Source organism: Exiguobacterium sp. ZOR0005 (assembly GCF_000798975.1).
GTDB lineage: Bacteria > Bacillota > Bacilli > Exiguobacteriales > Exiguobacteriaceae > Exiguobacterium > Exiguobacterium aurantiacum.
Genome location: NZ_JTLB01000013.1, coordinates 48,561 through 62,432 on the forward strand (window position 1 = coordinate 48,561; position 13,872 = coordinate 62,432).

12 protein-coding genes are annotated in these 13,872 nt (G+C 54.0%); 7 read left to right on the forward strand and 5 right to left on the reverse strand.

Going from position 1 to position 13,872, the window contains the following annotated elements; translation table 11 throughout:
- Positions 1-23 precede the first annotated feature (23 nt).
- A complete protein-coding gene (locus tag L971_RS05600; protein WP_047374869.1) occupies positions 24-443 on the forward strand; it encodes a hypothetical protein in 420 nt (139 codons plus the stop codon).
- Positions 444-461: 18 nt separating this feature from the next.
- Here L971_RS05600 and L971_RS05605 read toward each other — a convergent pair whose 3' ends face one another.
- From L971_RS05605 to L971_RS05615, 3 genes are all read right to left on the reverse strand, one after another.
- Positions 462-671: a hypothetical protein gene (locus L971_RS05605; RefSeq protein WP_024371225.1), complete on the reverse strand. Its 210-nt coding sequence runs from the start codon at positions 669-671 to the stop codon at positions 462-464.
- 88 nt (positions 672-759) lie between these two features.
- Positions 760-1,461 carry an SDR family NAD(P)-dependent oxidoreductase gene (locus L971_RS05610; protein ID WP_047374871.1) on the reverse strand — a complete coding sequence of 234 codons (702 nt, stop codon included), beginning with the start codon at positions 1,459-1,461 and terminating at the stop codon, positions 760-762.
- An 11-nt stretch (positions 1,462-1,472) separates the two neighbouring features.
- Positions 1,473-1,865 carry a GNAT family N-acetyltransferase gene (locus L971_RS05615; RefSeq protein ID WP_029334140.1) on the reverse strand — a complete coding sequence of 131 codons (393 nt, stop codon included), beginning with the start codon at positions 1,863-1,865 and terminating at the stop codon, positions 1,473-1,475.
- Between the two features lie 144 nt (positions 1,866-2,009).
- On the opposite strand from L971_RS05615, the gene L971_RS14805 reads away from it, so the two are divergent.
- Entirely contained in the window at positions 2,010-2,918 is a 909-nt protein-coding gene (locus L971_RS14805; protein ID WP_156111499.1) for a sensor domain-containing diguanylate cyclase, read from the forward strand.
- 21 nt (positions 2,919-2,939) lie between these two features.
- On the opposite strand, the gene L971_RS05625 is transcribed toward L971_RS14805, so the two are convergent.
- Complete coding sequence (locus L971_RS05625) at positions 2,940-4,721, reverse strand: solute:sodium symporter family transporter (protein WP_047374874.1); 1,782 nt, start codon at positions 4,719-4,721, stop codon at positions 2,940-2,942.
- Positions 4,722-4,858: 137 nt separating this feature from the next.
- A complete protein-coding gene (gene mgtE, locus L971_RS05630; protein ID WP_047374876.1) occupies positions 4,859-6,217 on the reverse strand; it encodes a magnesium transporter in 1,359 nt (452 codons plus the stop codon).
- Positions 6,218-6,550: 333 nt separating this feature from the next.
- Here mgtE and arcA point away from each other — a divergent pair, with 333 nt between their 5' ends.
- The 5 genes from arcA to L971_RS05655 all read left to right on the forward strand — a co-directional run bounded on the left by arcA (position 6,551) and on the right by L971_RS05655 (position 13,850).
- A complete protein-coding gene (arcA, locus tag L971_RS05635) occupies positions 6,551-7,780 on the forward strand; it encodes an arginine deiminase (RefSeq protein ID WP_024371219.1) in 1,230 nt (409 codons plus the stop codon).
- A gap of 16 nt (positions 7,781-7,796) precedes the next feature.
- Positions 7,797-8,825 (forward strand): ornithine carbamoyltransferase, encoded by a 1,029-nt coding sequence (gene argF, locus L971_RS05640; RefSeq protein WP_047374878.1) that lies wholly within the window; start codon positions 7,797-7,799, stop codon positions 8,823-8,825.
- A gap of 48 nt (positions 8,826-8,873) precedes the next feature.
- Complete coding sequence (arcD, locus tag L971_RS05645) at positions 8,874-10,349, forward strand: arginine-ornithine antiporter (protein WP_047374879.1); 1,476 nt, start codon at positions 8,874-8,876, stop codon at positions 10,347-10,349.
- Positions 10,350-10,364: 15 nt separating this feature from the next.
- Positions 10,365-11,327 (forward strand): carbamate kinase, encoded by a 963-nt coding sequence (gene arcC / locus L971_RS05650; protein WP_047374881.1) that lies wholly within the window; start codon positions 10,365-10,367, stop codon positions 11,325-11,327.
- Positions 11,328-11,507: 180 nt separating this feature from the next.
- On the forward strand, positions 11,508-13,850 hold the full coding sequence (locus tag L971_RS05655) for a glycoside hydrolase family 31 protein (protein ID WP_024371215.1): 2,343 nt from the start codon (positions 11,508-11,510) through the stop codon (positions 13,848-13,850).
- Positions 13,851-13,872: the final 22 nt, after the last annotated feature.

A 13,872-nucleotide genomic window follows, 5' to 3' on the forward strand; every position in this document is an offset into this window, starting at 1 on the left:
ACTAGAGTGAGGAGGAGTGTAGCATGCGGCACGATGACTATGAGTTTGACGAAGAAGTAGAAGAAGGCGAACTGTTTAACGTATACGACATTCTGCCGCCAGACGGTACGATTCTCGAGATGGCGACTGCCGAAGAGATGGTCCGAGCGGCGGAACTTGAAGCGAAGCATCACGCGCTTCAACGTATCCAAGACTCAAATTTCCAGTTATCCGGGGTGACGTTCAAAGAGTTGCTCACAGAGTTCGAGCGATACGAGCAAGAATCGATGGAGTTCTGGACGGGCGTGTACAGCCGATTGCGCATTCCATGGGCGTGGACGATCCGAATCGATGTGGCCAATGGCCCGATTCACGTCGTCAACGACCGTGATATCTTTATCGACGAAGAAGACTTCGAAGAGTATGATTTCGACGACTTCATCGATGAAGAAGACGAAGATTGAATCAAAAACGTCTTTCCCTCACTCAGTAGGGAAAGACGTTTTTTTGACGGATTTTAAGTCCGATCGTACCTGGACGACTTCCGTCGCCCCGAACCAAAGCCCGACGCTCGAGAGAATCGACACACCGCTCACCATCGCCCCGACGATGGCCGTGTCGCCGATCATCGTGAACGAGAGGGCAAGGCAGAACAAGCCGAAAAAGAATAACCCTCCTGCGATTGTCTTCATGACACCATCACCCTTTCTGCTTTTGTCTGACTTCAGTGTAGACGCTTAAGAATAGAAGGGGTGGGTGAATTTTGATCCGGGTTAAAAATTAAATGAGGTCGTAAATCGAATACGCCTTCCCGTTCTCAAACGGCGTATCAATCATATGCTCGATCAAGACACGGGCCACGGTTTCCGGAGAACGGAGCCGGCCTTCCGCGACGTATGCCTGAAATTGTTCGATGTCTTGGAAGGCGTCTTTCGATGAGGCGCGAATCGTCGCTTGCATCGATGTGTCCATGACACCCGGATTGAACAAGGCGGCCCGGTGGTGCGTGTCGGTCAGCTCGAGGGCGAGTGTCTCTGTGAAGTGATCGAGCCCGGCTTTCGTCGCGCAGTACGCGCTCCAACCAGAAATCGGCCGTTTGGCGGCGCCCGACGTCACGTGGATGAACGAGACCGGCAACGTATAATGGAGCACATGGTTGGCGAGGAGTATCGGTGCGAGCAAGTTGGCTTGGACGTGCGCCGTTAGCTGTTCGGGGTCTAACCGTCCGACCCGATGAATCGGTTCGATCAGCGCCGCATTTTGGACGACGAGGAGCGAATCAGCGCGTTCGATGAGCGGACCGCATTGTTCGAGCGCGTGAAGTAGGCTCACAGAATCGGAGAGGTCGACGCTCACATGGCGAAACGAGGCATCGCCTTGCGTGCGCGAGAAGTTGACGACCTCGTAATCCCGTTTCGATAGTTCTTCGGCAATGGCGCGGCCGAGGCCGCGTGAGGCACCGGTGACGATGGCAAGTTTCATCATTTTTCCTCCTATTCATGTATCGTTTTACGATAACCGTAAAACGGACGGAAGTTCAATTTCTCATAGTACGTCTGCGAGGAGGCGCTCGCAAGCATCTCGAGACGTGTCGTCGGATAGAGCGAATGCACGTGGGTCAAGAGCTGTTCTCCAAGGCCGAAGCGGCGGTGCGAGGCGGCGACGAGCAGTTCACAAACGTACAGGCTCACGGCCGTGTCGGTCAGCCCGCGGACATATGCGACGACCACCCCGTCGTCTTCGATGACATAGGCGACGTTCGAGTGGCGCCACGCCTGTCTCGTCTCGTCGGAGCACGCGACGAGCTGTGTCCATCCTTCAGCCTCGTTCAACGCTTGGATGTGTTCGAAATCTTGTTCATCATAGTGTCGAATTCGCTGTTCCATGTCAGGCCTCCATCCTTCATATCGTGTGGCACATCACGGACGAAAATCAAAAAACCATTCCCCTAAATAATGGATGAAGCATAGGTGGCCGACATTCTCCGTGATAAGATAAACGAAGATTTCAGACAAGGGGGAGGGGACGTCATGATCGAGTTGTGGAGCGGGATTGCCATTGGCATTAGTTTATCATTCATCGCCTATAAAATCCGTGATCGATCCAAGCACTCAGATGAGACGTTAGGCCGTTTCACCGATCAAATGAAAGACGTCATCTATATATTTGACGTGAAGCCCGTCTTTCGGTTTCGCTACATCAGCCCGTCCCTCGATGACTATTTGGGAGAAGGAACGGTCGCCCAAAACTATGAAGATCCATATGATTGCTTTCGTCGCATCCATCCGGACGACTATGAGCTGCTCGTGAATAAAGTGACGGGTCACGTCAACTATGACGAGCCGATTTTGCAACGCTGGCAGACGAACGACGGTCGATATTTGTGGTTTGAGGAGTATACGACCCCGATCTATGAAGGAGCCGAGCTCGTAGCCGTTCAAGGTATCATCCGAAACGTCGAGGCCGCGGTAGCCGAGCGAGAGGCGCTCGTGTATGAGAGCCGTCATGACAGTTTGACCGGGGTATGGAATCGGCGCGCCTTTGACGAGACGATTGACAGATGGAAAGACAAATCGATCGCCATCGGTGTGATCATCGTCGACTTGAACGACTTGAAGCGGGTGAACGATGAGCACGGTCACTCGGCTGGCGATCAACTGTTGCAACGAACAGCCCACGTGTTGACGAGTCGCAGCCTGAAAGTGTATCGGCTTGGCGGGGACGAGTTTGTCGTCCTCATGAGCGAAGTGGCGCAATCGTTGTTTGACCAACTCTCTCTCGACATCCGTGACGCGTTTGACGAGGCCAAGATCTCGGCTGCGCTTGGGTCCGCGTGGCATGAGCAGGTATCGGATTTCAAGGCGTTGTACGATGAGGCGGACCGTAACATGTACGTCCATAAGCATAGGTTAAAACAAGAAACCTCACTCGTCCATTGACAAGTGAGGTTTTCCTATCGCTTATGATCCGCTCGCTTCTTCACGTTCTGTTTCGGTCGTGCCGAGGTTGTTCAAATACAACTCATAGCGCGGGAGCCAGTAACGATATGATACAAAGACGAGTCCTGTCGTCACGGCGAATAATCCAATCGTTGCCGGGAAGAACCAGCCTGAGACGATGCCATCCGCGTAGGCAAGGCCAATCGGTGAGAACACGAAGTAGACGAACACCATTGAGGCGACCAAGATAACGGACGTCGAGATCGCGTGACGCCATGGTTTGACACGGCCGAGTTCGATGCGAATCGGGTTAATACGTTGCAGCGGCCGCAGTTTGGCGAACAAGAGCATGATACTCGTCTCGATGACGAACAAGATGCCGTAAATATGGATGAAATTGATGCCGATGTCGAAGCCGAACCACTGCTCGGTTCCCCAGACGAGGAAGTAATACGTGACGACGTGGAACACGATCACGATTTTAGCAGCGATCGCAGGCACGCGTTTCACGAGCATGCCAATCAAGACGATGACGAGAATCGGGATGTTGAAGAAGCCGGTGAAGCGTCGAATCAAGTCCCACAGTCCGTCCGGTGCATACATCAAATTCGGGGCGACGAAGAACGACACGAGCGCGACGAACGTCCCGAACCATTTGCTGACGCGAATCAAATCTTGGTCCGACGCGTCCGGTTTGAACTTCGGTTTATAAATATCGAGCACGAACAACGTGGCGATACTGTTCAAGAGCGAGTTGAACGAACTGAATACGGCCCCGAGCAAGACGGCGAGGAAGAAGCCCATCAGCCACATCGGCAACAAGTCGGCGATCAGACTCGGGTAGGCGAGGTCGGCTTTGTCGACGTTCGAACCGTATAAGTGAAACGCGATGATGCCCGGTAGCAACATGAAGATCGGGACGAGCAACTTCAAATAACCGGTGAACAGCACCCCTTTTTGTCCTTCCGCCAAATTTTTCGCACCGAGCGCACGCTGGATGACGTACTGATTGAGCGCCCAGTAGAACAAGTTCGCAAAGATCATTCCTGTAAAAATAGAGAGGAAAGGAACCGAATCGTTCGAAGACCCGATAGCATTCAGCTTCTCCGGGTTTGACGTCGCGATCGTCTTCATCCCATCGACGAGACTGCCGTCACCGAGGGCGATAAACCCGAGCGTCGGGACGAGAAAACCGATGATGACGAGTCCGATGCCGTTCAGCGTATCCGAGACGGCGACGGCGCGGAGGCCACCGAAGATCGCGTAAATGGCCCCGATGATCCCGATGAACCAAATGACCATCCAAAGCGCCTGTTCGAAGCTGACGCCGAGCAACTCAGGCACGTCGAACAGCTGCAAGACGGCGAGTCCGCCCGAATAGAGCATCGACGGGATCGTGACACACATGTAGCCGAACAAGAACAATAGGACGGTCAAGCGACGGACGTCCTCATCATAGCGTTGGCTCAAAAATTCTGGGATGGTCGAGATGCCGATCCCGAGAAAGCGTGGTAGTAAAAAGAGTGCCATGATGATGGCGGCAATCCCGGCGGTCACTTCCCATGCCATCGCGGACATGTTGCCGGCGAACGATTGGCCGTTCAATCCGATCAACTGCTCGGCCGACAAGTTCGTCAATAAGAGCGACCCGGCGATAAAGAGACCGGTCAACCCGCGTCCGGCGAGGAAGTAGTCATCGGCGCTTTCGACTTTTCCACGTGTCATTCGATAAGAGACGTAAGCGACGAGCCCCATGAATAGGGCCCCGGTAATCAATATGTAAGCAACTTGCTGAATGGTCATAATGAGAGCCCCCCTTTGGTTTCTTATTATTTATAAGTATTTAGTTGTAATACCCATTCAGGCAGGCAATCATTTCCCGTTTTCTCGTCTGTAAACAAAACGTAACAAAAAAAGACACATGCGCAATGGCATGTGTCTTAAAGGAACTGGAGCATCGATGTGGCGACCGTGAAGTAAATGATCAAGCCGAGGTTGTCCATCAGTGTCGTGATGAACGGGCCAGAGGCGACGGCCGGGTCGAGTTTCAGACGGTTGATGAGGAGCGGGATGAGCGTCCCGACAGTAGTCGCCACACTGAGCGCGGCGAAAATGGAGATACCGACGATGAGACCGATCAAGGCGTTGTCATAGAGAAACGTGATGACGCCGAAGATGACGACCATACAGACGATTCCGAGAATGACCCCGGTGCCGAACTCGCGTCGTACCATTTTGATGACATTTTTTCGATTGATCGTCCCGAGCGCGATCGAACGCACGGCGACGACGAGTGACTGGGTGGCCGCGTTCCCGGCCGATCCCATGACGAGCGGCATGAAGACGGCTAGGAGGACGATCGTCTCGAGCGTCTCTTCGAAGCCGCCGATCGTCGAGGCGGTGATCATACCGAGAAACATGAGGCTGATGATCCATGGGGCTCGTTTTTTCGCTGCTTCGAGCGGTCCCATATTGATATCGGATGATCCCTTCGTCGCGGACAGTTCCTCGAAGTCTTCTGTCGTCTCGCGCTCGATGACGTCCATGACATCATCGACCGTGATGATGCCGAGCAACTTCTCTTCATCATCGATGACGGGCAGGGCGAGAAGGTCATACTTTTGGACGGTACGGGCCAAATCTTCCTGGTCGGTGAGCGCGTTCGCCGAGACGACGCGGCTCCCCATGATGTCGGCGATTCGAGCGTCTAGCCGTGACACGATCAAATCACGGAGCGAGACGACCCCGACGAGGCGTCCGGATGTGTCGATGACGTATAAATAGTAAATCGTCTCGGCATCTGGTCCGAGATCGCGCAATTCTTCGAGCGTCTCGCCGACCGTCTTGTCGGCTTTCAAAACGACGAATTCGGTCGTCATGACCGCCCCGGCCGTATCGTCCGGGTAACGCATCAAGTCTTTGACCTCAGTCGCCTCGGTCTCGTCCATTTGTTCAAACAGTTCGTTCATAAAGTCGTCAGGGAGCTCGTTCATCAAATCAGCCGCGTTGTCCGAGAACATGTCGTTCAAGACGCGGACGGCGTATGGGCGCGGCATCTCTTGGATGAACCGCTCTTGATTCTCGAGGTCGAGCTTTTCAAACAAGTCCGTAAACAGTTCCGGCGTCAACGCTCGATAGACGAACTGTCGATCGGATTGCTCGAGTTCGACGAACAAGTCGGCTTGCTCACCGGGGTGTAACGTCAGGAACAAGTCGCGGAAATCGACCGGGTCCCCTTTTTGAATGAGCGCGGTCACTTGAGCTTGGTGACGCGCATGTTCTGTACGTTCGATTGCCATCGACTCACTTCCTTTTCATAAAAATCATGAGGCACGTCACTATCTTACCTTATCAGCCTAAAAAAAAAATAATGAATTTTTTTCACAATGCATACAACGATTATTCACAGGCACCTTTTCTACACTCTTGTTCATTCGTTCACAACCGTTTGTTCATTCACTTTCATCAATCTTTCATTCATTTGACTGTGGAATCCACCACACGTACCTTGTCGGACTTACCCGTCCTGATATGGGGTAAGTTGATAATGTAAGGGTAGCAACACACCCGAAACACTAGGAGGAAGCGAGATGATAACGATGATGGATCAACAGACCTCACGGGATACAACGCTGAAACATCCAATCCACGTGTATTCAGAAATCGGCGAACTTAGGACGGTGCTTCTAAAACGTCCGGGACGCGAACTTGAAAATTTAACCCCCGAATATTTGGAGCGACTCCTCTTTGATGACATCCCACACTTACCGGTCATTCAAAAAGAACATGACTACTTCGCGAGCGCGCTCCAAAATCGCGGTGTCGAAGTGCTCTATTTGGAGAAGTTGATGGCAGAGACGTTGTCGCTCCCGGGTGTGCGTGAACGTTTCGTCGCCGACATCTTGTCGGAGTCGAAATCAAACATTAACGGCTCATATGAGACGCTCAAGGAATATTTGCTCGCGTATGACAATGAACAACTGATCGAGACGGTCATGGCCGGGATTCGTAAGTCGGAGATCAAGCCGGAGAAGCGGCGTCACTTGCACGAGATGATCGAAGATACGTATCCGTTCTATCTCGACCCGATGCCTAACCTTTATTTCACGCGTGACCCGGCCGCGGCAATCGGACATGGACTATCGATCAACCGCATGAAAGAACCGGCACGCCGTCGTGAGTCGTTGTTCACGCAATATATAATGAAGTACCATCCACGGTTTGCCAAACACGATATCCCGATTTGGTCGGACCGAGATTACCGATTCGCGATGGAAGGCGGCGATGAGCTCGTCCTGTCGAAAGAAGTCGTCGCCATCGGGATCTCAGAGCGGACGACCGCCCAAGGCATCGAGCGGGTCGCGCTCAACTTGCTCAAAAACGGCGGCACGTTCCAAAAAGTCATCGCGATCGAGATTCCGAAATCTCGGGCGTTCATGCACCTCGACACCGTCTTCACGATGGTCGACCACGACAAGTTCACGATCCATCCATTTATCCAAGGCCCGGAAGGCAAGATGAACATCTTCGAACTGACGTTGAACAAAGAAGGCGAACTTCACATCACGCAACATACCGATTTGTTGCAAGTGTTAAAACGTGCCCTCGGGCTTGATGAAATCGTCCTTATCCCTTGCGGTGGCGGAGACCCGATCGCCGCGGCGCGTGAGCAGTGGAACGACGGTTCGAATACGCTCGCGATTGCTCCGGGCGTCGTCGTCACATACGACCGCAACTACGTGTCGAATGAACTGTTGCGTACGGAAGGCGTCGAGGTCATCGAAATCATGTCGAGCGAGCTGTCGCGCGGTCGTGGCGGCCCACGTTGCATGAGTTGTCCAATTATTCGCGAAGATATTTGACGAGGAGGAAACGAGCATGTCCACAACGTACAACTTTGACTTGAAAGGTCGTCACTTTTTATCGCTCAACGAGTTTTCGGGAGACGAATTGAACTACTTGATCGATTTGTCGGCCGCGTTCAAACGACAAAAACAACAAGGAATCCCGCACCGGATCTGTGAAGGCAAAAATGTCGCCTTGCTGTTCGAAAAACCGTCGACGCGGACACGGTGTGCGTTCACAGTCGCAGCTGTCGACCTGGGCATGCATCCTGAATATCTCGGTAAGTCGGACATTCAATTTGGTAAAAAAGAGTCGGTCCGTGACACGGCGATCGTCCTCGGACGGATGTTTGACGGGATTCAGTTCCGCGGCTTCGCCCATGCGACGGTCGAAGGACTCGCGCGCGATGCTGGCGTCCCGGTATGGAATGGGTTGACGGACTTGTACCATCCGACACAAATTTTGGCCGACTTCTTGACGGTGAAAGAACAAAAAGGGGATCTTGCCGGCATCCGTTTCGTCTATGTCGGAGACGGCCGCAACAACATGGGCAACACGTTATTGATCGGCGGTGCGAAAGTCGGAATGGATATGCGCATCTGCGCACCGAAATCATTGTGGCCATCTGATGAGGTCGTCGAGTATGCGCGGTCCGTGGCGGCAGAGACCGGGGCGGTAATCACGTTGACCGAGAGTATCGACGAGGCGGTCAAAAACGCCGACGTCATCTATACGGACGTTTGGGTGTCGATGGGAGAAGAAGCGGAGTTCGCAGAGCGGATCAAGCTCCTTCGTCCGTACCAAGTGAACATGGAGATGCTCGAGAAGACGGGAAATACGGACGTCATGTTCTTGCATTGCCTGCCGGCGTTCCATGACTTAGAAACAGAGGTCGGTCGCGCGATCTTCGAAGAGCACGGCTTGAAAGAGATGGAAGTGACGGATGAAGTGTTCCGCAGCCGCCACTCGTTCGTCTTTGATGAGGCGGAAAACCGGATGCACACGATCAAAGCGGTCATGGCGGCGACGCTCGCCGACACGTCTGAGTGGCTTGAACGTTGAAGAAGGGGAGGATCTCCTCCCCTTACTTAATCGAAAGGGATGAGTTAAATGTCTACGAAAATAGATCATGACTCAAGCGGTTCCGTTGGCGCAAGTCCTAGTCCGAAAGACAAACGGTTAGGGCTCGGGGCCCTGACGGCACTCGTCGTCGGTTCGATGATCGGCGGTGGCGCCTTCAACTTGGCAGCCGACTTGGCCCAAGGAGCGAACGCAGGTGCGATTCTCATCGGCTGGGTCATCACCGGGATCGGGATTATCACGCTCGGTCTCAGTTTCCAAAACTTGACGATGCGGCGTCCCGACCTCGACGGCGGGGTATACAGTTACGCCCGGGCCGGTTTCGGTCAGTTCGTCGGGTTCAACTCGGCCTGGGGCTACTGGCTCTCGGCTTGGCTCGGAAACGTCGCCTACGCGACGCTGTTGTTCAGTTCGGTCGGCTATTTCTTCCCAATCTTCGCAGGCGGTCAAAACATCGCCTCCATCATCGGGGCATCGATCATGCTCTGGCTCGTCCACTCACTCATTTTACGAGGCATCCATGAAGCGTCGATGATCAACATCATCACGACGATTGCGAAACTCGTTCCGATTTTTGCCTTCATCACCATCACTTTGTTCTTCTTTAATTTAGACAACTTCACGTTCGACTTTTGGGGCCAAGGCGGCTTCTCGTGGGGCAGCGTAAAAGACCAAGTCGTCTCGACGATGCTCGTCACACTCTGGGTGTTCATCGGGGTCGAAGGGGCCGTCGTCTTGTCCGGCCGGGCCCGGAAACGCTCGGACGTTGGGAAAGCGACGGTCATCGGTCTCCTCGGGACGCTCGTCATTTACTTGCTCATCTCGATCATGTCGCTCGGGCTGATGAATCCAGAAAACGTGGCGAACGCTTCTCAACCGGCGATGGCTTACTTGTTAGAATCTGCCGTCGGACCATGGGGAGCCATGCTCATCAACGGCGGTCTCGTCATCTCCGTTCTCGGGGCGTGGCTCGGTTGGACGCTCCTTGCAGCCGAGATTCCTTACGTCGCCGGCAAAGACGGTGTCTTTCCGAAATGGTTCACGAAAGAGAATAAGAACAACGCGCCGGTCAATGCGCTCTGGCTCACGAACGGTTTGATTCAATTGTTCCTCTTCACGTTTTTGTTCTCGGACGCCGCCTATAACTTTGCGTTCTCGCTCGCCTCGAGCGCCATCTTGATCCCGTACGCGTTCTCCGCGTTCTATCAAGTGAAAGTGGCGAAAGGCGGCATCGGGTATAACGCCGGTGAACGACGGACGCGTGACTTGATCATCGGGGCGGTTGCTTCGATTTACGGCATCTGGCTCATCTACGCGGCTGGCGTCGATTACTTGTTGTTGACGACGATGCTGTACGCACCAGGCACGCTCCTTTATGTGAAAGCACAACGTGAGAACGGCATCAAGACGTTGACGAGAACAGAATGGATCGTCGCCGGCATCTTGACGGCGCTCGCCATTTTAGCAGTCGTTCGCATCGTCACAGGAAACATCTCAGTCATTTGATCGGGGGAAACAGACATGGTGAAAAAACGAGTCGTCATTGCGTTAGGCGGGAATGCGATCCAACAAGGAAAGGATGCGACGGCCGAGGCCCAAATTCGTGCTGTCGAGACGACCGCTGATGCGCTCGCAGGATTGATCGAAGAAGGGATCGATGTCATCATCACGCATGGGAACGGCCCGCAAGTCGGCAACTTGATGTTGCAACAAGCGGCTGCCGACAGCGAGGCGACACCGGCGATGCCGCTCGACGTCTGCGGCGCGATGACGCAAGGCATGATCGGTTATTGGTTTGAAAATGCACTCACAAAAGCGCTTCGGGCCCGTGGGCTCGAACGTTCGGTCGCCCCGATCGTCACCCGGGCCGTCGTCGATCCGAACGACAGCGCCTTCAGCCACCCGACCAAACCGATCGGCCCTTTCTACTCGCAGGAAGAAGCGGTGCGCATCGAACGAGAGAGCGGCTACGTGTTCAAAGAAGATGCCGGTCGAGGGTATCGCCGCGTCGTCCCAAGTCCGTTCCCGGTAGCGATTTGTGAGCACGCCGTCATCCGCGACCTCGTGGAGCGGGAACATATCGTCGTCGCCTCAGGCGGTGGCGGCATCCCGGTCGTCGATACGCCGGACGGTTACGTCGGGGTCGAGGCCGTCATCGACAAAGATTTCGCCGCCGCGAAACTGGCCGAACTCGTCGAAGCAGACATGCTCCTCATCTTGACGGCGGTCGATCACGTGTACGTCAATTTCGGGACGCCTGAAGAAACGGCGCTTGAAGAGACGACGAAAGAACAGCTCGAGACGTACATCGCGGAAGGACAGTTCGCACCGGGCAGCATGTTGCCGAAAGTTCGGGCCGCCCTTCAATTTGCGGAAACCGGGGAAGGCCGTGTCGCGGTCATCACATCGCTCGCTCAAGCCCGGACAGCCGTTCGCGGCGATATCGGCACCCGCGTCCGCCTCGCAGCGACGCTCCAACAATAAGCACGAAGCCGCGATGATCAAAATCGCGGCTTTTTTTGTGAATCGGCCTCTCCTCGTTTTCTCCGCTCTGACATAGGGAACGAAGGTTGTATGTCGAACCAGACATGGTGATCATCAATGGTGTAAACGGTTGTACTATATTTGGGAAGGAAGTGACGAAGAGCGGCAACGCTCGACACTATGCGCTTATTTGAACAAGACAACGTCTATACGAAACAAATGAAACCGCAGGCGGACGAACGTGCCATCGTTCAAGGACATTGTTATCGCTTCACCGTGCTCACGAGTCAATTGATTCGGATGGAGTATGCCGAGGATGGTGTGTTTGAAGATCGACCGACCCAAGTCGTCTGGAATCGCGAGTTCGACGTCCCAGATTTTCGCGTCGTGGAAAATGAGCATGAGCTGCAAATCATCACGGAGCACGTTCATTTGTATTACGTGAAAGGTCCGTTCGCACCGAACACGCTCTATGTAGACGTGAAGGGGAACTTTAGTACGTATTACAGCCGTTACACGTTCCATGGGGTAGAACGGACGCTAAAAGGAACGGCCCGGACACTTGACCACGTGGACGGTGCGGTTGAGCTCGAAGAAGGGATCGCCTCAAAACAAGGCTATGCCGTGATTGACGACTCGACATCATTCATCATGACAGACGATCGGTTCGTGGAACCTCGTCGTAAAGGCATCCATGATTTGTATTACTTCGGTTATGGCCACGAGTATCGGCAAGCACTGCGCGATTTCTATCAATTGACAGGCCCGACGCCGCTTCTGCCGCGTAAGGCGCTCGGCAACTGGTGGAGCCGCTACTGGCGATATGATGAGACGGAATATAAGAGCCTGATGCATCGATTCAGAACCGAGGACATCCCGTTCTCCGTCAGTGTCATCGATATGGATTGGCACGTCACGGATATCCCCGAAGAATTCGGGAGCGGTTGGACGGGCTATTCGTGGAATAAAAACTTGTTCCCGGACCCGAAAGGCTTTTTGAGTTGGTTAAAAGAAGAAGGGTTCCTCGTGACATTAAATCTGCATCCTGCCGATGGTGTCCGCGCATTTGAAGATCAGTATGCGGCGATGGCGGAGGCGATGGGCATCGATCCCGAGACCGGTGACCGGATTCCGTTTGACTTCTCCGACAAGCGTTTCATCCAATCCTATTTTGAGCAGATGCATCATCCGCATGAAGCGGATGGCGTCGACTTTTGGTGGATCGACTGGCAACAAGGATCGACGTCGAAGATGGAAGGACTCGACCCGCTCTGGATGCTGAATCATTATCATGCGGTCGATATCGCGCGCGACGGCAACCGGCCGCTCATCTTTTCGCGTTATGCCGGGCCGGGGAGTCACCGTTATCCGGTCGGATTCTCGGGCGACACGCTCATCTCGTGGGCTTCACTCGCGTTCCAGCCGTACTTCACGGCCACGGCCTCGAATATCGGATACGGCTGGTGGAGCCATGATATCGGTGGGCATTACCGTGGCGTGAAAGACGATGAGCTCGCGGCACGTTGGGTCGCTTTCGGCGTGTTCAGTCCGATTACGCGACTCCATTCGACGTTTAGCATTTTCAATGGGAAAGAGCCATGGCGATTCGGTATGGAAGCCGAACAGGCGATGAAACACTTCCTTCGGCTCCGACATCAACTCGTGCCATATTTGTATACGATGAATTGGCGCAATCATATGGACGCGACACCGCTCATTTTGCCGATGTATTATGACCATCCGGAAGATGAGATGGCATACGAAGCGCCGAATCAGTATTATTTCGGCAGTGAGTTAGTTGTGGCCCCGATCGTCGTCAAACGAAACGACCGCCTCCACGTCGCTCCGGCGAACGTTTGGTTACCGGAAGGCGACTGGTTCGATTTCTTCACCGGACATCATTACGTCGGTGGAAAATCCGTGCGTGCTTTCCGGCGACTTGACGAACAGGCCGTGTTCGCGAAAGCCGGGGCGATCGTCCCGATGGCGGCACACCATACCGGTAGCAACAATACGGACAATCCGGCCGAACTTGAAGTCGTCGTCTTTCCGGGCGCCTCAAACACGTTCACGTTGTTTGAAGATAACGGAACGGATCGCGCCTATGAGACCGGTGCCTATGCGGAAACGACATTCACCCTTGATTGGGAAGCGAGACGCTTACACATCCGTGTGACCGGGGACACGACCGTCTTACCGGAGGAGCGGAACATCACCTTGCTCGTGCGCGGCGTTAAAGCAGAAGGCGAATATGAGCGGGCGACACAGACGCTTCGAGTCGAACTCGGTCCGATTGAAGAAGAGCTGACCGTCGAGCTCCCGGTCGAGCTGACGACGAATGATAATCGTCTCGATCGCTTATATCAATTTCTTGACCGAGCCGAGATCGCGTATGATTTGAAGGATCGACTCTATCGGTCGGCCGCGGCGAAAACGCGGCTTGAAGCTTGGCTCTTTGATTTACATGCGCTCGAATTGGATCGTGACTTACAAGATGCGATCATGGAACTGATGCTGGATTAAAGAGGGGGCAGCCCCTCTTTTT